The organism is Streptomyces sp. HSG2, from assembly GCF_016598575.1.
Taxonomy (GTDB): Bacteria; Actinomycetota; Actinomycetes; order Streptomycetales; family Streptomycetaceae; genus Streptomyces.
The window spans coordinates 1476552-1495703 of the sequence record NZ_CP066801.1; the positions used below are offsets into that span (position 1 = coordinate 1476552).

A 19152-nucleotide genomic window follows, 5' to 3' on the forward strand; every position below is an offset into this window, starting at 1 on the left:
TCCTAGTCCAGACCGCGCAGGAATGCGGCGGCCACCGGTCCGGCGTCCTTGCCACCGGACCCCCCGTCCTCGATCAGAACCGACCACGCGATGTCACTCGTGCCCTGGTAACCGATCATCCATGCGTGTGTCGCCGGCGGGACCGCGTCTCCGTACTCCGCGGTGCCGGTCTTGGCGTGCGGTTCCCCCGGGATGCCCGACAGGGCCTTCCCGGCGCCCTCCGTCACGGTCGCGCGCATCATCGCCCGCAGGCTCGCGGCGACGTCGGCGGGGAGCGGGGGCGCGCTGTGGGCATCCTCCACCTGATCCGGCACCAGGACGGGCTGCTTGAAGGAACCTTCCTTCACCGTGGCCGCCACCGAGGCCATCACCAGCGGCGAGGCCAGAAGTCGCCCCTGACCGATCGTGGAGGCGGCCAGTTCGTTGTCGGTCTCGGGGTCCGGCACCGAGCCGTCGTAGGTCGCCGCGCCGACGTCCCAGACCGCCCCGACGCCGTAGTGGCCGGCGGCCTCCCGCAGGGCCGTCCCGGAGACCTTCTCGCGATTGTCGACGAAGAAGGTGTTGCAGGAGTGGGCGAAGGAATCCCGGAAGGTGGATCCCTCGGGAAGGGTGAACTGGTCCTGGTTCTCGAAGGTCTGGCCGTTCACCCGGGCGAACTTGGGGCATTCCACCACGGTGTCGGGGGCCATCCCCGACTTCAACAGGGCGGTGGAGGTCACCACCTTGAACGTCGATCCGGGCGGGTAGGCGCCCTCGAAGGCCCGGTTCATGCCCCCGGGTCGGCTGGCCGCCGCGAGGATGTCACCGTCGGTGGGATCGATCGCGACGATCGCCCCCCGCTTGTCCCCGATCTCCTCCAGCGCCAGGGCGGCGGCCTGTTGCACCCGGGGGTCGATCGTGGTCCGGATGTCCTCGCCGTTGCGACTCTCGGTCTCGGTGACGTAGGAGGCGATGTCGTTCGACTCGCGGTCCACGATCACCACCGACCTGGTGTTCGTCAACCCGCGGGTGAGCTCCTCCTCGTAGCGGGCCTGGAGCCCGGAGACACCCCGGCCGCCGTCGTCGACCGTTCCGGTCAGGGAGGCCGCCGTCAACTCCTCACCGTCGGCGTCCAGGATGGTCCCCCGGGCGCCGACCGTCTTCAGGGCGAGGGTCTGGCCGGACTCCAGGTCCGGATGGACCACCGGGGAGTCGAAGTCGACCAGCCACTCCCCCTCGCGCTCCACCGCCGTCGCCCGCGAGGCGTACTCCAGCTCGCCGGCCTCGGGGATGCTCATCGACACCTCGAACGGCACGGTGACCCCGGCCTCCGACTCCGACACCCCGGCCTCGTCGACCCGGATGACCGTCCGCTCCGGCCCGAGGTTCGTCATCACCGACTCCACCAGGGACGAGGCCGCCTCCGGGGAGTCGGTCACCCGCCCCGCCTCGGCCGCCGCGTCGGCCGCCCAGGCGTCGAGGAACTCCCGTACCCGCTCGGTGGCGGCCGTGACGTCCCGGTCGGGACCGGAGAGCTTCGTGTAGCCGACGTAGCCACCGCCCGCGAGAACCGCGAGGACCACGGCGGCGCAGCCGATCCGGCGCCCTCGGCCTCCGCCGCGGCGCCCGGCATCGTGCTGCCCGTGATAGTTGTGATCAGACATACACGCGAGCCTAGTTAGACCTGACCGATCGGTCCTGGAGATCCGGCCGGCACCCGGCGCGCCGACCGGGGGCGAGCCGGGACGGGCGGTCCGCCGCCCGGCCGGGAAGGTCCGTTCAGGGTGTGCCCGGATCCCTCCCCGCCCCGTCGGCAACGATCCCAGCCACATCTCTCGGAACGCTCTCTTCCGCTTCCTCGGGCATACGGAGCAGAATCGGCCACACACAACACAGGGCCACGGAGGCGCCGATGACCACGGCGGAGGGACCGAACCGGGAGGCGAGCGCCGAGGCGACTCCGGACCCCAACGGGATCGTCCCCCAGACCAGGAACCGCATCGTCGCGTTCACCCGCCCCAACAGCGGTGTGGGAGTGACGCGTTGACGCATACTGATCTGCGCCACGTTGTAAGAGACCACCCCGACGCCCACGCCGAACAAGGCGACGCCCGTCACCCAGGCCGGCAGCCGGCCGGTCTGTCCGGCCAACAGCGCGAAGGGGGCCGACAGGGCCAGGCCGACCGCGAGGGACCGGCCACGACCGGCCGACGCGGTGAGGCGGCCGGACACCGAGGCTCCCACGACGCCACCGAGACCGAAGCACGCCATCACCGCCCCCGCCGCCGACCCGGACGTACCGGACTCCAACAGCAGCGCGAGGAAGAGCGCCGTCATGGCCGACCAGCACAGGTTGAAGACGCCCGAGGCCACCGCCACGCGCCGCACGGCCCGATGGCCGACGACGAAGCGCAGCCCCTCCACCACCTCGCGCGGCATCGCGCGCCTTCGAACGACCGGTGCCGCGTCGAGGCGCCGCATGGAGACCAGACAGAGCGAGGAGACGGCGTAGGCGAGCGCGGCCAGGATCAGCCCGAGAGCGGGCTCGACCCAGGCGACGGCCCCGGCGACCAGGGGGCCCGCCACCGCCGCGGCCGACTCCGCCCCCGAGAGCCGGGCGTTGCCCCGGACCAGGGCCGACCGGTCGAGCAGCCGTGGCGTCGTCGCGAGCACGGCGACGTCGAAGAAGACGGACCCGGTACCGATCACGAAGGCCACCCCGTAGAGGTGCCACAGGGCCAGCGTGTCGGTCGCCCAGGCCGCCACGAGTGCCAGGACGACCACGGCGCGCACGGCGTCGCAGAGCGTCAGGACGGCGATCTTCGGCCACCGGTCCACCCACGCGCCGGCGGGCAACCCCACCAGCAGGAACCCGACGGTCTGGACGGTCACCAACAACGCCACCTGGGAGGCGGAGCCGCCGAGGGTGGCCAACGCGGTGAGCGGAAGGGCGGTCTGGGCGACCCGAAAGCCCAGTTGCGAGGTGAGGTGGGCGGCGAAGAGCTTCCGGAACTCCGCGTTCATCGAGCGGTGTCCAGCTCCCACACCCACCGCTCGCCCGCGGGGCGGAAGCCGAAGTCCCGGTTGATACGGATCATGTGCTCGTTGCCGGTGGCGTTCCACGTGTCCACGTGGGCCAGCGCGGGCTCGGTCCGCAGGCAGCGCGCCAGGTTGTGCGACTTCACCAGTCGGCCCAGGCCGAGACCCCGGCGGGAGGGGTCGACCACCGTCACCGCCTGGAGGGCGTTGTCCGGGGCGGCACGGGTCATCGACAGGGCCGTCCAGGCCACCAGACGTCCGCTCGCGGTATCCAGGAGGGCGCACTGGTGGGCCCGGCGCCCGCGGGCGAGGCGCATCCGCTCGAAGTCGCGGATCCTCTCCACCGCCGCCGGTTGCGGCTCCTGTCGCAGATCCCCGGTCGGGGCGTCCTGGGAGAGGGTGGCCTCCAACCGGGCCGCCTCGGCCACCAGGTCCTCGGGGACCCGGCTGCCCCAGAAGCGAGCCGTCAGACCGGCCGGAACGGCCGCCGGGGGCGGGGCGTCGCCGACCAGGAGTCGGAGATGGGTCAGGGTCATGACCCGCTTGGCGCCCGCTGCCTCGGCGAACCCCGGCCCCGTCGACGGTCGACCGTCGGCGGTGGAGTCCGCGACCGTCAGGATCCGGCCGCGGCGCGCGGCGGCGGCTCGGTCCCGGGCGAAGTCGAGGACCCGTCTCCCCACGCCCCGCCGGCGCGAGGCGGGGTGCACCACGAGCACGGACGCGGTCACGGTGTCCAGGTTCTCCTCCCGGGGGAACTCCAGGCGCAGCGAGGCCACGGGCGTGTCCCGCTCGTCGTGGGCGACCCACTCCTCCACCTCGGTGGCCGGCGGCGGGACCCGTACCGAGCCCTCGAAATCCGCCGGACACGGCGGCGGCAGGTGACCGGTGTCCACACGGCTCGCCTCGACCCGCAGGTCGTACACCGCGTCCAGGCGCGCCCTGTCGTTCGGGTCGAGGGGGTGGAAGAGGACGTTCACCGGGCGACTCCCATGGCTTGCACGTCGTAGAGGCCGAAGGCGGGATGGACGTAGACGTTCGTGAGGTCCGGGTGGCGGTAGTGGAGGGTGCGGTCGTGGGCCATCGGCAGAATGACGGCCCGGTCCATGACCGTGCGCTCCACACCCCGCCACAGGGCCTTGCGGTGCTCCGGGTCGGTGGTCCGCCGAGCCGAGTCGATCAGCTCTCGCACCCGGGGGTCGTCGAGCTCGGCGAAGTTGAAGTTCCCCCCCTCCGGCTTGATCTGCCGCCCGTCGACCAGCGGCGCCAGGAAGCCGTACTCGGTCGGGTAGTCGGCGCCCCAGTCGGTGACGCCGAGCCCGAGCCCCTCCTCGCGCACGGTGCCCGGGTGGCCGAGGCCGGTTCGGTAATAGGAAGCGGTGTCGAGCACCCGGACCTCCGCCTCGATCCCCACCCGGCCCAGGGAGCGGGCGAGGGTCCGGGCGACCAGCTCGAACTTGCCCGGCTGGGTGGCGATCGCCGTCGCGAACCCTCCGGGAAGCCCGGCTGCGGCCAACTCCGCCCGAGCGGCGTCCAGATCACCGGTCAGGTCGGGCCCCGAGGGGTAGCGGTCGAAGGCGCTGTGGGCCGGCAGATGGGGCGGGAACAGGCCGGTCGCGAGTTCGCCGCCGACCCCGACCCCGCCACGCGCCTCCAGCAGAGCCGCCTTGTCAGCCGCGTAGAACACGGCACGCCGGGCGTGCAGGTCGTCGAAGGGCGGCACACGGGTCTGCACGGTCACGTACTGGAGGAACCCGGTGGCCGGGTTGTCGCACCGGGCCCGCAGCCCGGGATCGGCGAGGATGGCGTCGCGGGCGGCGTGCTGGATGCCCCGCCCCTCCACGTCCAGGTGGAACTCCCCTGCCAGCAGCCGGGCGTCCATCTCGTCGACCTCCACGCCGAAGGTGACGCTCATCCGGTCCACGAGGGCCGGTCGCACCGGGTCGGTCTCGGCCCGCCACGCGGGGTTGCGCACCAACTCCAGCGAGCCGCCCGGCTCGTAGTGGGCGATGCGGTACGGACCGGAGCACACCGGATGCCGCCAGTAGTCCTCGCGGGAATCCGACTCGGGCGGCACGGGGGCGGTGTTGGGCTGCGCCATCAGGTAGTCGAAGTCGGCGAAGGGGCGCGCCAGCCGGAAGACCAGGGTGTGGTCGTCCGGGCGTCCGATCGCGCGGCAGGGCTCGCCGCCGTAGGGGCCGCGGTAGCCGCCGTGGTCCAGGACGTCCAGCAGGTAGGTGGGTCCGCCGGGCAGCGCGTCGCGGGCGAAGACACGCTCGATCCCGTGGGCGACGTCGGCGGCCCGGATCTCCCGGCCGTTCTCGAAGCGCGCACCCCGCCGGATCCGGTATGTCCAGGTCAGGCCGTCGGCGGACACCTCGGCCGGCCCCTCGGCCAGATCGGGCACCGTGCGTGTCCCCGTGGGGGACGACTCGAAGGCGGTCAGTGTCCGGTGCATCGCCCGTTGCAGGAGCCACGACCACACGTAGTACGTGCGCGCCGGGTCGAGGGAGTCCACGTCGGCCGAGGCCACGAGACGCAGTGCCCCTCCCCGCCGCGCGGAGGGCGCGACCACCGCGCCGACGCCCGCGTTCCAACCGGCCATGCCTCAGAGCTCCTTCACGTACAGGTACTGCCGGGACAGCCGACAGCCGCGGGACACCTTCGCGTCGACGGAACCGATGCCGTAGTGCACGCGCCGCACACCGTGCTCGGGGGCGTGGTCGGCGAGGGTGTAGTACAACAGCTCGTAGTAGAGCGGGAGTTTGCCTTGGGCCGCGTAGTCGAACCCCGCCCGGTGCGCGAACCAGTCCTCGCCGTGCGCGAGCACCAAGCCAAAGCCGACGATCTCCCCCTCCAGGACCGCCCGCGCCACCAACGCCCGCTCCCCCAGCCACCGGTGAGCGGCCTCCAGCACCGCCTCGGAGCGGCGTGGATCCCAGCCGGACATGCCGTACTTGGCGAACAACTCGGTCTCCAGCGCCGCCAGTCGCGGTACGTCCTCGAGCCGCAGCGGCCCCAGGTCGATCCGGACGTCGGAGGCCTCGACGCGGCGCCGCTCGGCACGGACCCGGCGGGAGCGGCGCGCGGGCAGGCTCATGGCGTAGTCGGCGAAGCCCGACCCGTGCAGCGTCAGCGAGGCGAACTCCCCCGACACACAGTGCGCGTAGCCCGACCCATCCAAGACCGAACGGACCGTCCCGTCCGAATCATCCGCGTAGGGCAGGCAGAGCGAGACGCAACCGGCGGCCCTCGCCGCCTCCTCGGCGCCCGCGAGCGCCGCCTCGGCCGCCTCCGCGGGCGCCCCCTCGGCGAGCAGCAGCCGCGTCCGACCCAGGTGGCGTCCGCCAAGCATCATCGACGGCACCAGACGCCCGACCTCGCCCAACTCCCCCACCAACGCCGACGCGCCGTCCATACCCTCACGGTCGCAGTGCGCCAGGAGCAGATCGGTCCGGCCGAGCGCCCACGGCGACTTCTCGGTCGCCCGGACCAAGGCGAGTCCGGCCAGCAGACGCCCTCCCGACCGTACGGTCACATAGCCGTGCTCCGCACCCGACGAGTCCTGCAGCACCCTCATCCACTCCGGGGTGAGGAAGAAGTCCTCCCCGCCCAGCAGGCTCTCCCACCCGACGGCCCGGGCCTGCTCGGGGGTGCGCCAGTGCTCGATTACCAGCCGATCATCCACCCCCCGACCCTCGCTCCGCCGGGTCTCCTGTCTCTCTCCGTCGACTATCCGGCGTGATCGCCGCCGGCCGCTCGCCCGGGGAAGGGGGCGTGGGTTCGGCAGGCCCGGGGCGGACGGGGCACCGGGAGGGGACGGTTCGGGTCCGGGCCGCGGCGGGCCCGCACCCGGAGCCCGCGTTTCCCGGGCCGGGAACCTCGTGGTAAAGACGGGTCGGGTGCCCGAACCCGACACCCGGTCACGGGGCACGATGAGCGACGGAGGCGACGACGATGACGGAAGAAGAGACGCGGGAGCCGAGGGGGTTCGCCGTCCACACGGCGCCGGTCGGGCTGGCGGACGACGGGCGCGACGACCTGACCTTGCTGTACTCCAGGACACCGGCCACGGTCAGCGCGGTCTTCACCCGTTCCCGGTTCGTGGGCCCCAGCGTCACCCTGAGTCGGGAGACCGCCGCGGACCGGCTCGCCAGGGGTGTCGTGGTCCTGGCCCGAAACGCGAACGTGGCCACCGGACCGCAGGGCGAGAAGAACGCCCGCGAGATCCGGGCCGCCGCCGCGCGCGCCGTCGGACTGGCCGAGGAGGAACTGCTGATCGCCTCGACAGGCGTGATCGGCCGCCAGTACCCCATGGAGGGCATCCGCCACCACCTCTCGGCACTGACACCCCCGAGCGAGGACGGCGGCTTCGACGCCGCGGCCGGTGCCATCATGACCACCGACACCCACCCGAAGATCGCGCACCGCCGGATCGGCGCGGCGCGGCTGGTCGGCGTCGCCAAGGGGGTCGGCATGCTGGAACCGGACATGGCGACCCTGTTGACCTTCTTCGCGACCGACGCCCGCCTGGACCCGGAGGTACAGGACCGGATCTTCCGGCGGGTCATGGACCGGACGTTCAACGCCGTCAGCATCGACACGGACACCTCCACCAGCGACACCGCGGCCCTCTTCGCCAACGGCCTCGCGGGCGACGTGGACCCGGACGTCTTCGAGGAGGCACTCCACGAGGTCGCCCTCACCCTGGTCAAGCAGATCGCCTGCGACGGGGAGGGAGCGAGCAAGCTGATCGAGGTACGGGTCACCGGCGCGCGCGACGACGCCCAGGCCAAGCGAGTGGGCAAGGCGGTCGTCAACTCCCCGCTGGTCAAGACGGCCGTCCACGGCGGGGATCCCAACTGGGGTCGGGTGGCGATGGCGATCGGCAAGTGCTCCGAGGACACCGACATCGACCAGACCTCGGTGCGGATCCGCTTCGGCGACATCGAGGTGTACCCGCCGGTCGAGGACCCGACGGCCGAGGACCGGGTACGGGCGTCCGTCGCCGAGGCGATGCGCGGCGAGGAGGTCGTCATCGGAGCCGACCTCGGCATCGCCGACGGCGCGTTCACCGTGTACGGCTGCGACCTGACCGAGGGCTACGTACGGCTGAACGCCGACTACTCGACCTGAGCCCCGACCGGGCGCGGGCGCCCCACGTCGGCGCCTCGGGTGTCGGGGCGAGGGTCCGGACACCCGTCGCGACGGGTGGCGGGTGTCCGCGTCGCGGGGCCGGGGCCGCGTACGGCAGATGCCGGGCCCTGAGTCGACCCGTCCGCCGCCCGGTCCACCACGGGGTGGGCACGAGGTCTCCAGGGCCTCCAGCCAGAGGCATCAGTCGGGAAAGTGCGAGCAACCCCTTGATCGGTTGCGAGAGACGGGAAGCGGGCAAGGACGATCCGATGAGTGAAGACGCAGATGGTGTGGCCGAGGCGATCGCGGGCGAGCTGAAGTTGATGAGCCCCCGCGTTCGGGCGTCCAGGGAACTTGCGGGACAGCTCCTCGATCCCGACTTCGTCGAAGTGGGTGCTTCTGGCCGCCGGTGGGACCGGCAGACCATGCTGGCAGAGCTGCCGGACAAGCCCGGGGCGTCTGATGACGGCCCGATCTATCAGCCTGTCGGTATGGCTGGGACAGTGCTGGCGCCTGGCGTCGTACATCTGACGTATGAGGCTGTCCTCGGCGAACGGCGGTCGCGGCATAGTTCGATCTGGCGGAAGTTGGATGAGGACTTCGGGTGGCGGATGTTCCACCACCAAGGCACCCTCGTTCCGGCCGATCAGAGCCAGTAGTCATGATCGGCCGGCCACCTCTGCCGCGTAGGCGAAGAGCCGTTCGGCACCGGGTTCACGGCGGGCAGCTGCCGCGGGCCGTCGCACCCGCGGGTCATCGTGGCGGCCGGCGCCGACCGGCGACGGTGGTCAGCCAGGCGGTGACACGGCTGATGTCGGCGGTGGTGACGATGCCCACCAGTCGACCGTTCTCCAGGACGAGCACCCGGCGCACGGAGCCCGCGTCCAACTCCGGCACCAGTCGGGTCAGCGGGTCGTCCGGACCGGCCATGGGCAGTTCGCGAGCCGGCACCATGACCCGCGTGACGGGTGTTCCCTCCCGGTCGGGCACCGGGACTGCGTCGGCGCCCCGCACCGTGAGCAGACCGACCGCGGCGTCGTCACGGTCGAGGACCGGGAACGCCGAGTGGCGGTAACGCAGTCCGGGGTCGGCGAGGAACTCCGCCACCGACGCGGTGTCCCGCACGGTCGTCGGATCCGCCGTCATCGCGTCGCGCGCCGGGATGCCCGCGAGGAGTTCGCGCAGTCGCGCCTGACCTCCCTCGGCGCCGGCCATCGCGACGACGAACCAGCCGACGACCACGAGCCAGATGCCGCCGAAGGCGGAGCCGACGAGCACGAGGTAGAGCCCCACACCCACCAGGGCCCACCCCAGGAAGCGCCCCGCCGACGTGGCCACGGCGGTGGCGCGCAGCGGACTGCCGGTCTTCCACCACACCAGCGCCCGCAGCAACCGGCCCCCGTCAAGCGGAGCGGCGGGAAGCGCGTTGAAGACCGCCAGCAGGATGTTGATCCCGGCCAGCCAGGCCAGGGCCTCCACCATCAGACCGCTGCCGGCGAGCGCCGCCGGCACGGCCGCGGCCAGCGCGAACAGCACCCCCAGGACCAGACTCACCAACGGCCCGACACCGGCGATCCGCAGCTCCGCTCCCGGCGTCCTCGCCTCGCTGCGCAGCCGGGCCAACCCGCCGAGCAACCACAGGGTGATGTCCTCCACGGCCACGCCGTTGCGACGCGCCACCAGGGCGTGACTCATCTCGTGGGCCAACAGGGAGACGAGGAAGACCGCGGCGGTGACCGCCGAGGCGAACCAGTACTGCCACATCGGTCGCCCCGGCACCGATTCGGGGAAGCCGCCCCGGGCGAGTCCCACCACGATCAAAGCGAAGATGACCAGGACACTCCAGTGGACGCCGACCCGTATCCCGGCCACCCGACCGAGAGAAAAGGTGGCTCGCACGTCAGTCGCCTCCGTTCCCGCCGAGGTCTCCGGGATCCGCCCGGTCGAGGGCACGCGTTCGTGTCCGCCCGGTCCGGCGTCTCGCGCCCCCGCGCCACCTCCGCGCCGTGATCGCGTTCCCGCGCAGGCGCCGCCTGGCGCAGGCGCGCCGGTCCGACCCAGCGTCAGCGATCCCCGCCGACCTCCGGCTCCGGCGGGGCCGGAGGTGCCGGCGGAGCCGGAGGCGCCGTCGTCCTGGACCGCAGCAGCCTGCGGACCCTTCGGTGGTATCGCACCCCCGCGACCAGCAACGCCAACCCGAGACAGAAGATCAACGCCAACGCCACACCGGAGAGGAAGATCCCGGGAGCGCTCAGGGTCACGATCCGGTTCCCGAAGATCTCCACGGCGAACTCCGGCCCACCGGAGAAGTTCTCCACGACCACCAAGGCCGCGAAGGCGCCCGCGGCCAGTACCAGCACGAGCCCCAACACGATCACTGTTCTCACCTCCGCGCCCGGAAAACACCTCCGTGTCCGGACTTTCCCGACCGACTACCCGCAGCGGGCGAGGCGACACCGGCACCGCTCCGACGAGGCGGGAGCCTCCCCGCCCGGCGCGGGTCCGACGGTCGGCGACGTCTGCGGTCGACACCCGGGCGAACCCGGGTGGATGCTGGAAGCGCGGGGACGTGGAGACGAGCGCGCGGAGAGGCGTCGAGATGGAATGGTGGATATGGCTCATCATCGCTCTGGCGATCCTCGCCGCGGCCATCGCGGCGACGGTCGCCCTCCAGACGCGTCGCAGGGCCGGGGGTGTCATCGCACGCGGCAGCCCGCCCCGACCACCGGGGAGCGGCGGCGGGGACGGCTGATCCCGGCCCCCGCGCCGGCCGCGCCGGCCGCCTCGTCACCGCCTCGCCGCTCCGGACGGGGCGCCCAGAGCGAAGGAAGGGCCCGATGACCGAGTACATGCGAGCGGGCGCCATCTCCAAGCAGCCCGTCGTCACTCTCGCCGGCGAGGACGTCGCCCAGGTCAAGGACATCGTCTTCGACGCCGCCACCGGTGGCATCCGGTGCTTCACGCTCTCCGGACGCGGCCTGTTGGCGGGGCCGCTCCACCGCGCGCTGCTCTGGCGGAACGTGCACGCCCTCGGCCCGGACGCGGTGGTGGTACGCGACGCGAGCGTGCTGGAGGACGACGACACCGCCGCCGACCCGGCGCCGGCCGAGCAGTCCGGTGGCGACGTGCTCGGTGTCACGATCACCACCCGGGGTGGCACCCGCCTGGGAAAGGTCACCGACGCCGTCGTGGCCCTCGGCAGGATCCCGGTGGTCGCCGGCTACGAGGCGGAGACCACCGACGGCAGGCGAGTCCTGCTCCCGGTCGCCGGTCCTGTGACCGTCTCCGGCGAGAGAGTCCTCGTACCGGACGTGACCGCCGAGCACAGCGCGGGTGATCTGGAGGGCTTCGACGCCGCCCGGGAGCGACTGCGCGCAGCCCAGCGGGAGGAGTGACCATGCTGTTCAGCGAGGCCCACGGTCGGGCCGTCATGGATCTCGGCACGGCCGAGACGGTGGGCACCGTCTCGGCGTGCACGGTGACGCCGTCGCCCGCCCGTGTCGCCGGATTCCGCCTGAAGACCCGTGGGCGCGGTCACCACACGCTGGAGTGGGAGGACATCGAGTCGTTCGGCTCCGACGAGGTGGCCGTCGACGGCCCCGCGCGGATCCGCGACGAGAAGGGCATCGAACCGGACCGCCCCTCGCACGCGGTCCACGACCCGCTCGGAAAGCCGGTCCTGACCGAGAGCGGGGCCAGGCACGGCACCGTCGTCGACGTCGAGTTCGACGAGAAGTCGGGCCGGGTCGGCCACCTGCTGACGGCCGAGGGCCAAATCTCCGGCGAGGAACTGCTGGGCGTCGGCTCCTACGCCGTCGTGGTCGCCGACCGGTGAGGTCCGACCGACGGCGCGGGTGCCCGTTGGCCCGCTCGGAGTAAGCGAAGCGCGCCGATCCACCGATCGGCCTCAAGACGGCCGCCAGTGGATGCCTGCGGCCCGGTGACGAGTCAAGGTCGTTCCATCAGATCTCTTTCTCGGCATCCAGGCACGTAGGAGTGTGGCCAGTGAGCGGTGGAGGTCAAGGACGCACAGTGTTGGGCCCGTTGGCGCGATCCGGCGGACTCAGAGCGGTCGTGTTGGCCTCTCTGGCGCTGGCCGTGACGGCGGGCGTGGCAAACCCGGCCCTCGCGACGACACGGCAGGCGACGCATCACGAAGCCCCGGCGGGCCCTCGTGGCGGCGACCCCGAGTGCGTCGAGCAGCGAAATCGGAAGGCTCCCACGGCCCACACCGCGCCCTCGGGAGGCCGCGACCGGGACAAGCACCGCTGCCAGGGCGCCACGGGCCCGACCGGTCCTACCGGCCCCACAGGACCTCAAGGACCCACAGGAGCCACCGGGCCAGCAGGCGCAGACGGACCCACCGGACCCGAAGGACCCACCGGAGCCGACGGACCCACCGGACCCACAGGCGCAGACGGCGCCACCGGACCGGAAGGACCTCAAGGACCCACCGGAGCCGACGGAGCCACCGGACCCCAAGGACCCACCGGACCCACAGGAGCCGACGGCGCAGACGGACCCACCGGACCCGAAGGACCCACCGGAGCCGACGGACCCACCGGACCCACAGGCGCAGACGGCGCCACCGGACCGGAAGGACCTCAAGGACCCACCGGAGCCGACGGAGCCACCGGACCCCAAGGACCCACCGGACCCACAGGAGCCGACGGCGCAGACGGACCCACCGGACCCGAAGGACCCACCGGAGCCGACGGACCCACCGGACCCACAGGCGCAGACGGCGCCACCGGACCGGAAGGACCTCAAGGACCCACCGGAGCCGACGGAGCCACCGGACCCCAAGGACCCACCGGACCCACAGGAGCCGACGGCGCAGACGGACCCACCGGACCCGAAGGACCCACCGGAGCCGACGGACCCACCGGACCCACAGGCGCAGACGGCGCCACCGGACCGGAAGGACCTCAGGGACCCACCGGAGCCGACGGAGCCACCGGACCCCAAGGACCCACCGGACCCACAGGAGCCGACGGCGCAGACGGACCCACCGGGCCAACCGGGCCAGCAGGCGCAGACGGCGCCACCGGACCAACCGGACTCCAAGGACCCACAGGAGCCGACGGACCCACCGGACCCCAAGGACCCACCGGACCCACAGGAGCCGACGGCGCAGACGGACCCACCGGGCCAACCGGGCCAGCAGGCGCAGACGGACCCACCGGACCCGAAGGACCCCAAGGACCCACCGGCGCAGACGGCGCAGACGGACCCACCGGACCAACCGGACTCCAAGGACCCACAGGAGCCGACGGACCCACCGGACCCGAAGGACCTCAAGGACCCACCGGAGCCGACGGACCCACCGGACCCCAAGGACCTCAAGGACCCACCGGAGCCGACGGACCCACCGGACCCACAGGCGCAGACGGCGCCACCGGACCCGAAGGACCCCAAGGACCCACAGGAGCCGACGGACCCACCGGACCCACAGGCGCAGACGGCGCCACCGGACCAACCGGACCCACAGGCGCAGACGGCGCCACCGGACCAACCGGACCCACAGGCGCAGACGGACCCACCGGACCCGAAGGACCCCAAGGACCCACCGGAGCCGACGGACCCACCGGACCAACCGGACCCACAGGCGCAGACGGACCCACCGGACCCGAAGGACCCCAAGGACCCACCGGAGCCGACGGACCCACCGGACCAACCGGACCCACAGGCGCAGACGGACCCACCGGACCCGAAGGACCCCAAGGACCCACCGGAGCCGACGGACCCACCGGACCAACCGGACCCACAGGCGCAGACGGACCCACCGGACCCGAAGGACCCCAAGGACCCACAGGCGCAGACGGCGCAGACGGACCCACCGGGCCAACCGGACCCACAGGCGCAGACGGACCCACCGGGCCAACCGGACCCACCGGAGCCGACGGACCCACCGGACCCGAAGGACCCCAAGGACCCACCGGAGCCGACGGACCCACCGGACCCACAGGCGCAGACGGCGCCACCGGACCAACCGGACCCACAGGCGCAGACGGACCCACCGGACCCGAAGGACCCCAAGGACCCACCGGAGCCGACGGACCCACCGGGCCAACCGGACCCACCGGAGCCGACGGACCCACCGGACCCGAAGGACCCCAAGGACCCACCGGAGCCGACGGACCCACCGGACCCCAAGGACCCACCGGACCCACGGGACCCGGCGGTCAGTGCTCCGATTTCGACACTGTCGTGTCCGGTGGCGCGCAGTACAGCGCGGTGGTCACGAACGGTGTCACCTCCGTGGGCCGGCAGGACCTCACGCCCCTGGGCCCGTACGCCTGGGTGGACCTCAGCGGCAACATCGACTATCCAGGGGAGTCCGCCTGCAGCGTCGGCATCTCCAGTCGAAACAATGACCTCCTGGTGCAGGTTCTGACGTCCGACGGCGAGGTATGGCAGACGCTGTGCACCACTCCGGGCGCGCTTCTCCTGTGCGTGGCCCCCTGGGTGCAGCAGACGACGCCCCCGTCGCTGCTCGTGTCCCCGGAGGAGGTCAACGACCCGACCCGGATCGGCGAACCGTTGCGGCGGGCGGGCTTCGGGGCCGCCGCGGTCCGGGCGGAGAAGGCGACCTCGCATCGGGTGTCGCGCGCCTGACGGGCGCGAGTTCCGCCGGTGCCCGGTCCTCCCGACCGGGCACCGGCGTGTGCGAACGCTCCCGGGAGGGGTGGCGCGACCTCGCCCCAGATCCCCTCGCCCCGCGTCCCGTCCGCCGTAGGACCAGGCCCGGGCCCCGGGCTCCTCGGCGTCCCTGGCCCTCGGGTGGAGGGGATTCGGCGAGGAAATCGCCCGAACATTGATCGATTCGCCGTCCGCGTCCGTATCCCCCGGGAGGAACCGCACCGTCGCCCAGGGAGTGCCCCATGACCGTGTCCCGCCAAAGGATCGGCGTGCTGGTCCTGTTCGGCGTGTTGAGCCTGACCCTCACCGCACTGGCCTTCCCGGCCATGGTGGGCCTGGAGGACAAGCCCGACGAGCAGAACAGAGTGGTCGCCGCCACCGAGTGGGGCCCCCTGACCGAGGCCGACCGGGACTTCGTGGTCAAGGTGCGCTCGGCCGGGCTGTGGGAGTACCCGCTGGGCGAACTGGTCATGGAGCGCGGCACCTCCCCGGAGATGAAGGAGGCCGGCGAGCACCTGGTCGTGGGCCACGCCGGGCTGGACGCGGCCTGCCGGGACATCGCGCCGAAGCTGGGCATCACGCTGCCCAACGTTGCCAGCCCGCAGCAGGTCGAGTTCGTGGAAACAGTGGACTCCAAGAACGGCGAGGACTTCGACGTCGCCGCCGTCACCATCATGCGCGTGACCCACGGGCAGATCTTCCCGGCCATCGCCGACATCCGCGCCAGCACCAAGAACACCCTGGTGCGCCAGCTCGCCGACCTGGCCAACGACACGGTACTCGACCACATCACCGTGCTGGAGAACACCGACCTGGTCGACTACGACGAGGTGTCCTTCATGCAGACCGCCCCGGCGAAGAACCGCCAGGACTTCGTGACCCCCCCGCCCCCCGGGCCCGGAGAACCGACCGTGGTGCTCACCCCGCGCCCGGACCTGGACGTGAACACCGGAGGTCCGACGCCGCCGCTGCCTTCGGCCACCTCCTCCCCTCCGCCCTCGGGGGCGGACGTCGAGGCCACGCCGTCGGCGACGCCTCCGGCCGACGGCGGCAACGGCTGATCACGGCGTCGTCGCCCGGCGCGCGCTCCGGCACACGCCATGGTCACGGGCGCACACCGGAGCACTCGCACCCCTTCCGGGCGCCTTCGCCTCCGTAGCCCGGCCGCGGGACGCGAAAGAGACCGGCGCCCACTCCCGCGGGCCTGTCGGCCGTGCGAGGGTGGGCCCCAGGGACCCCGACCGGGAGGCGACCATGGCGCGAACCGAGACCGACCGGCGCCGCCCCCCTCTCCCCACCGGCCTCAGGCGTCTCGCGGTGCGCCTGCCGATCCTCCTCTTCCGCGCCGGCCTGGGGCCTCTGCTCGGCCGGCGCGTGCTGCTGCTGCACCACACCGGCCGGGCCAGCGGCCTGCACCGACGCGTGGTCCTGGAAGTGGTCGCCTACGACCCCGCCGGGCCCGAGTGGATCGTCGCCTCCGGCTTCGGCCCCCGGGCGGACTGGTACCGCAACCTCAAGGCGTGCCCGAAGACGGTGCTCCAGTTCGGTGACCGGCATCACGCGGTGACCGCGCGCTTCCTGGGCTCCGAGGCGGGTGCCGACATCATGGCCGCCTACGCGCGCCGGCATCCCAGGACGGCGCGCCGCCTCTGCTCCTTCATGGGGTTCGACACGGACGGCGGTGCCCCCTCGTTCCGGGCCGCGGGGCGAGCCGTGCCCTTCGTACGGCTCGCCGCCTCGCCGAAGGGCGGCGGACGCCCCTGAGCGCGTCACGGCGCTCCCCCGCACCCGAATCCCGCCGCGCCCCGCCCCACCGCCCATCGAGCCCGTACCCATCCCGGGATGCGATCAGCCCGGGGTGGGGGTGACATGGGGACACAGGAGGTGGAGGTCATGGCCCGTGCGGTCTGGAGCGGTGCTCTCTCGTTCGGGCTTGTCGCCCTGCCGGTGCAGTTGTTCACGGCCACGGAGAGCCACACGATCCGGTTCCACCAACTCCAACGGGGGACGTCCGACCGGGTGCGCAACAGGCGGGTCAACGAGCGCACCGGAGAGGAGGTCCCGCCGGAGGAGATCGTCAAGGGCTACGACATGGGCGACGAGTACGTGGTGGTCGAGCGCGAGGAGCTGGACGAGATCGCCCCCGGTCGGTCCAGGTCCCTGGAGATCACCGGTTTCGTCGACCTCGACCAGGTACGACCGGTGTACTTCGACAAGACCTACTACCTGGCCCCCAAGGGCCGGGAGTACGGGAAGGTGTACGCGCTGCTGCTCCGCGCTCTGACCCGGGCCGACAAGATCGGCATCGCCTCGGTGGTGATGCGCAACCGGGAGTACCTGGTCGCGGTGAAGGCGGAGGACGGCGTCCTGGCCCTGCATACCCTCCACTGGGCGGACGAGGTCCGCGACCCGCGCCGCGAGATCGGCGACCTGCCCGACGAGACCCCGGTGTCGGACAAGGAACTGAGCGCGGCGGTGAGGCTCGTCGAGGCACTGAGCGTGGAGTGGGATCCGGAGGACTACCGCGACACCTACCGGGAGAAGGTGCTCGGGCTCGTGGCGGACAAGCGCGCCGGGCGGACCGTCGAGAAGGGGGAACCGCCGCCCCGCTCGACCAACGTGATCGACCTGATGGCGGCCTTGCAGGCCAGCGTGGAGCAGGCCGACGCCCAGGACGGGGGCGAGCCGCCGCCGGCACGGCGGACCACCGGCGGCGGTTCCGACGGCCGGAAGCGATCGGGTGGGTCGAGGGGATCGGGCGGATCGGGGGGGCGCCGGGGAGGGGATCGGGCGAAGTCCACTCCACGCGCCCGGGAGCTGGAGGGGCTGAGCAAGGCACAGCTGTATCGGCGTGCCACGGAGGCCGACGTCGCCGGACGGTCGTCGATGAACCGGGACCAATTGATCCACGCCCTCGCCGAGCGAGGCGGGAGGCAGCGCGCCGGCCGCGCTTCGTGAGCGTGCTCGCCACCGTGTGGCGCGCGGTGCGCGAGCCCGGCTCGGCGGGGCGAGCGGGCACGCGGTGCGAGGCCGGCGGGCGAACGCCCCCTCAGAGTGTCACGACGACCTTGCCCCGCGCGTGCCCGGTCTCCAGGTGGCCGACCGCTTCGGAGATCTCGGCCAAGGGGTAGGTCCGGTCGACGACCGGTGCCACCTTTCCGGATTCGAGGAGTTCGCGCACCTTCTCCAAGTCCTCTTTGGCGGGACTGGTGATGAAGAAGACCAGTCGTTGCCGGGTGAATCGCGACAGCACGAGCGCGCGGGCCATCCGACCCAGGGGGCCGAAGACCCGGCCTCCCTCGCCGCTGACCAGGACGAGGGTCCCACGCGGGGCGAGCACCCGCCGGTGGGCCGAGAGCGGCCGGTTGCCCACGTTGTCGACGATGACGTCGTAGCGCCGGGTGCCGGTGGTGAAGTCCTCCCGGGTGTAGTCGACGACGCGCTGGGCGCCGAGGGATCGGACCATCTCGACGTTGGCGGTGCCGCACACGCCGGTCACGTCGGCACCCGCCGCACGGGCGATCTGCACCGCGAACGTGCCGACGCCGCCGGCCGCGCCGTTCACCAGCACCGACTGCCCCTCGCGCACACGCCCGTGGCGGTGCAACGCGAGGTGGGCGGTGAGCGCGGCCACCGGCACGGCCGCGGCCTGGGTGAAGGTCAGGTCGACCGGCTTCGTGAGCACCCCGGCGTCGTGGCGGATCGCGACGTACTCGGCGAACGTTCCCAGGCGGTCCAGTCCCTGGCAACCGAACACCTCGTCGCCCACCTGGAGCGTGGTGACGTTCTTGCCGACCGCTTCGACACGCCCCGCCAGGTCGGCGCCGATTCGGCCGGCCTTGGGGCGGGTCAGCCCGCCCTGTGCCCGTCCGACGTAGGGGGTGCCCCGCATGGTGTGCCAGTCCAGCGGGTTGACCGAGGCGGCCCGGACGCGGACGAGCACGTCGTCGTCGCCGACGGCGGGCATGTCGAGGTCCTCGATCTCGAGAACCTCGGGAGGGCCGTATGTCTGGAACCGCACGCCTCGCATAGTGGTGCCTCTCCTTCTCCGCTCCGCGGCATCCGTTCGGTGTCCCGTTCCGTCCGATCGATCTCAGGGCGCCTCCGGCCGGCGGTGGTGGCCGATCGCGGCCGGGCCGCGCCGGGGCACGCCCGCCCTTCGACAACCGGCGAGCGCCGGCCTCGCCGTCGCTCTCCACGACCGGTCGGCGATGGCGCCACCGTCCATCGTGTCCTGATGTGCCCTCGGATAACCATGCGAAAAACGGACTTGCCGGCATCTCCCCGACTTCCGACGATCGGAACGCTCCGGGGCGCGGGCGCGCGGTGAACGTCTCCCCGAGGCCGGGGCCGTGAGAC

Annotated in this window: 17 protein-coding genes; 9 read left to right on the forward strand and 8 right to left on the reverse strand. The window is 72.5% G+C overall.

Annotation, left to right across the window (positions count from 1 at the left end; genetic code table 11):
- Positions 1-2: 2 nt before the first annotated feature.
- The 5 genes from JEK78_RS05915 to JEK78_RS05935 form a co-directional block, all read right to left on the reverse strand.
- Positions 3-1643 (reverse strand): penicillin-binding transpeptidase domain-containing protein, encoded by a 1641-nt coding sequence (locus JEK78_RS05915; RefSeq protein ID WP_200263052.1) that lies wholly within the window; start codon positions 1641-1643, stop codon positions 3-5.
- 115 nt (positions 1644-1758) lie between these two features.
- On the reverse strand, positions 1759-3003 hold the full coding sequence (locus JEK78_RS05920) for an MFS transporter (RefSeq protein WP_200263053.1): 1245 nt from the start codon (positions 3001-3003) through the stop codon (positions 1759-1761).
- Positions 3000-3995: a GNAT family N-acetyltransferase gene (locus JEK78_RS05925; protein ID WP_200263054.1), complete on the reverse strand. Its 996-nt coding sequence runs from the start codon at positions 3993-3995 to the stop codon at positions 3000-3002. Before JEK78_RS05925 ends, JEK78_RS05920 begins: the two co-directional genes overlap by 4 nt.
- Positions 3992-5620: an ABC transporter substrate-binding protein gene (locus JEK78_RS05930; protein WP_200263055.1), complete on the reverse strand. Its 1629-nt coding sequence runs from the start codon at positions 5618-5620 to the stop codon at positions 3992-3994. Before JEK78_RS05930 ends, JEK78_RS05925 begins: the two co-directional genes overlap by 4 nt.
- A gap of 3 nt (positions 5621-5623) precedes the next feature.
- Complete coding sequence (locus JEK78_RS05935) at positions 5624-6703, reverse strand: GNAT family N-acetyltransferase (RefSeq protein ID WP_200263056.1); 1080 nt, start codon at positions 6701-6703, stop codon at positions 5624-5626.
- Positions 6704-6972: 269 nt separating this feature from the next.
- Between JEK78_RS05935 and argJ the strand changes: the two genes are divergently transcribed.
- Both argJ and JEK78_RS05945 read left to right on the forward strand, forming a co-directional pair.
- A complete protein-coding gene (argJ, locus tag JEK78_RS05940) occupies positions 6973-8151 on the forward strand; it encodes a bifunctional glutamate N-acetyltransferase/amino-acid acetyltransferase ArgJ (protein ID WP_200263057.1) in 1179 nt (392 codons plus the stop codon).
- A 269-nt stretch (positions 8152-8420) separates the two neighbouring features.
- Positions 8421-8810, forward strand: coding sequence for a nuclear transport factor 2 family protein (locus JEK78_RS05945; RefSeq protein ID WP_200263058.1), 390 nt, complete (start codon positions 8421-8423; stop codon positions 8808-8810).
- 94 nt (positions 8811-8904) lie between these two features.
- Here JEK78_RS05945 and JEK78_RS05950 read toward each other — a convergent pair whose 3' ends face one another.
- The gene (locus JEK78_RS05950; RefSeq protein WP_200263059.1) at positions 8905-10050 is read right to left on the reverse strand and encodes a site-2 protease family protein; all 1146 of its coding nucleotides are present in this window, start codon (positions 10048-10050) and stop codon (positions 8905-8907) included.
- A gap of 164 nt (positions 10051-10214) precedes the next feature.
- A complete protein-coding gene (locus JEK78_RS05955; protein ID WP_207187885.1) occupies positions 10215-10529 on the reverse strand; it encodes a hypothetical protein in 315 nt (104 codons plus the stop codon).
- A 221-nt stretch (positions 10530-10750) separates the two neighbouring features.
- On the opposite strand from JEK78_RS05955, the gene JEK78_RS05960 reads away from it, so the two are divergent.
- From JEK78_RS05960 to JEK78_RS05990, 7 genes are all read left to right on the forward strand, one after another.
- Complete coding sequence (locus JEK78_RS05960; protein WP_200263061.1) at positions 10751-10903, forward strand: hypothetical protein; 153 nt, start codon at positions 10751-10753, stop codon at positions 10901-10903.
- Between the two features lie 85 nt (positions 10904-10988).
- The gene (locus JEK78_RS05965) at positions 10989-11546 is read left to right on the forward strand and encodes a PRC-barrel domain-containing protein (RefSeq protein ID WP_200263062.1); all 558 of its coding nucleotides are present in this window, start codon (positions 10989-10991) and stop codon (positions 11544-11546) included.
- Positions 11547-11548: 2 nt separating this feature from the next.
- Positions 11549-11986, forward strand: a complete 438-nt coding sequence (locus JEK78_RS05970) for a PRC-barrel domain-containing protein (RefSeq protein ID WP_242483281.1) — start codon at positions 11549-11551, stop codon at positions 11984-11986.
- Positions 11987-14361: 2375 nt separating this feature from the next.
- A complete protein-coding gene (locus JEK78_RS23225; protein WP_242483459.1) occupies positions 14362-14769 on the forward strand; it encodes a hypothetical protein in 408 nt (135 codons plus the stop codon).
- Positions 14770-15035: 266 nt separating this feature from the next.
- Positions 15036-15854: a DUF4142 domain-containing protein gene (locus JEK78_RS05980; RefSeq protein ID WP_200263063.1), complete on the forward strand. Its 819-nt coding sequence runs from the start codon at positions 15036-15038 to the stop codon at positions 15852-15854.
- Positions 15855-16047: 193 nt separating this feature from the next.
- Complete coding sequence (locus tag JEK78_RS05985) at positions 16048-16557, forward strand: nitroreductase family deazaflavin-dependent oxidoreductase (protein ID WP_200263064.1); 510 nt, start codon at positions 16048-16050, stop codon at positions 16555-16557.
- A 129-nt stretch (positions 16558-16686) separates the two neighbouring features.
- Positions 16687-17751, forward strand: coding sequence for a Ku protein (locus JEK78_RS05990; RefSeq protein ID WP_200264014.1), 1065 nt, complete (start codon positions 16687-16689; stop codon positions 17749-17751).
- Positions 17752-17842: 91 nt separating this feature from the next.
- Here the strand turns inward: JEK78_RS05990 and JEK78_RS05995 are convergent, their stop codons facing one another.
- Entirely contained in the window at positions 17843-18823 is a 981-nt protein-coding gene (locus JEK78_RS05995) for an NAD(P)-dependent alcohol dehydrogenase (protein WP_200263065.1), read from the reverse strand.
- Positions 18824-19152 lie beyond the last annotated feature (329 nt).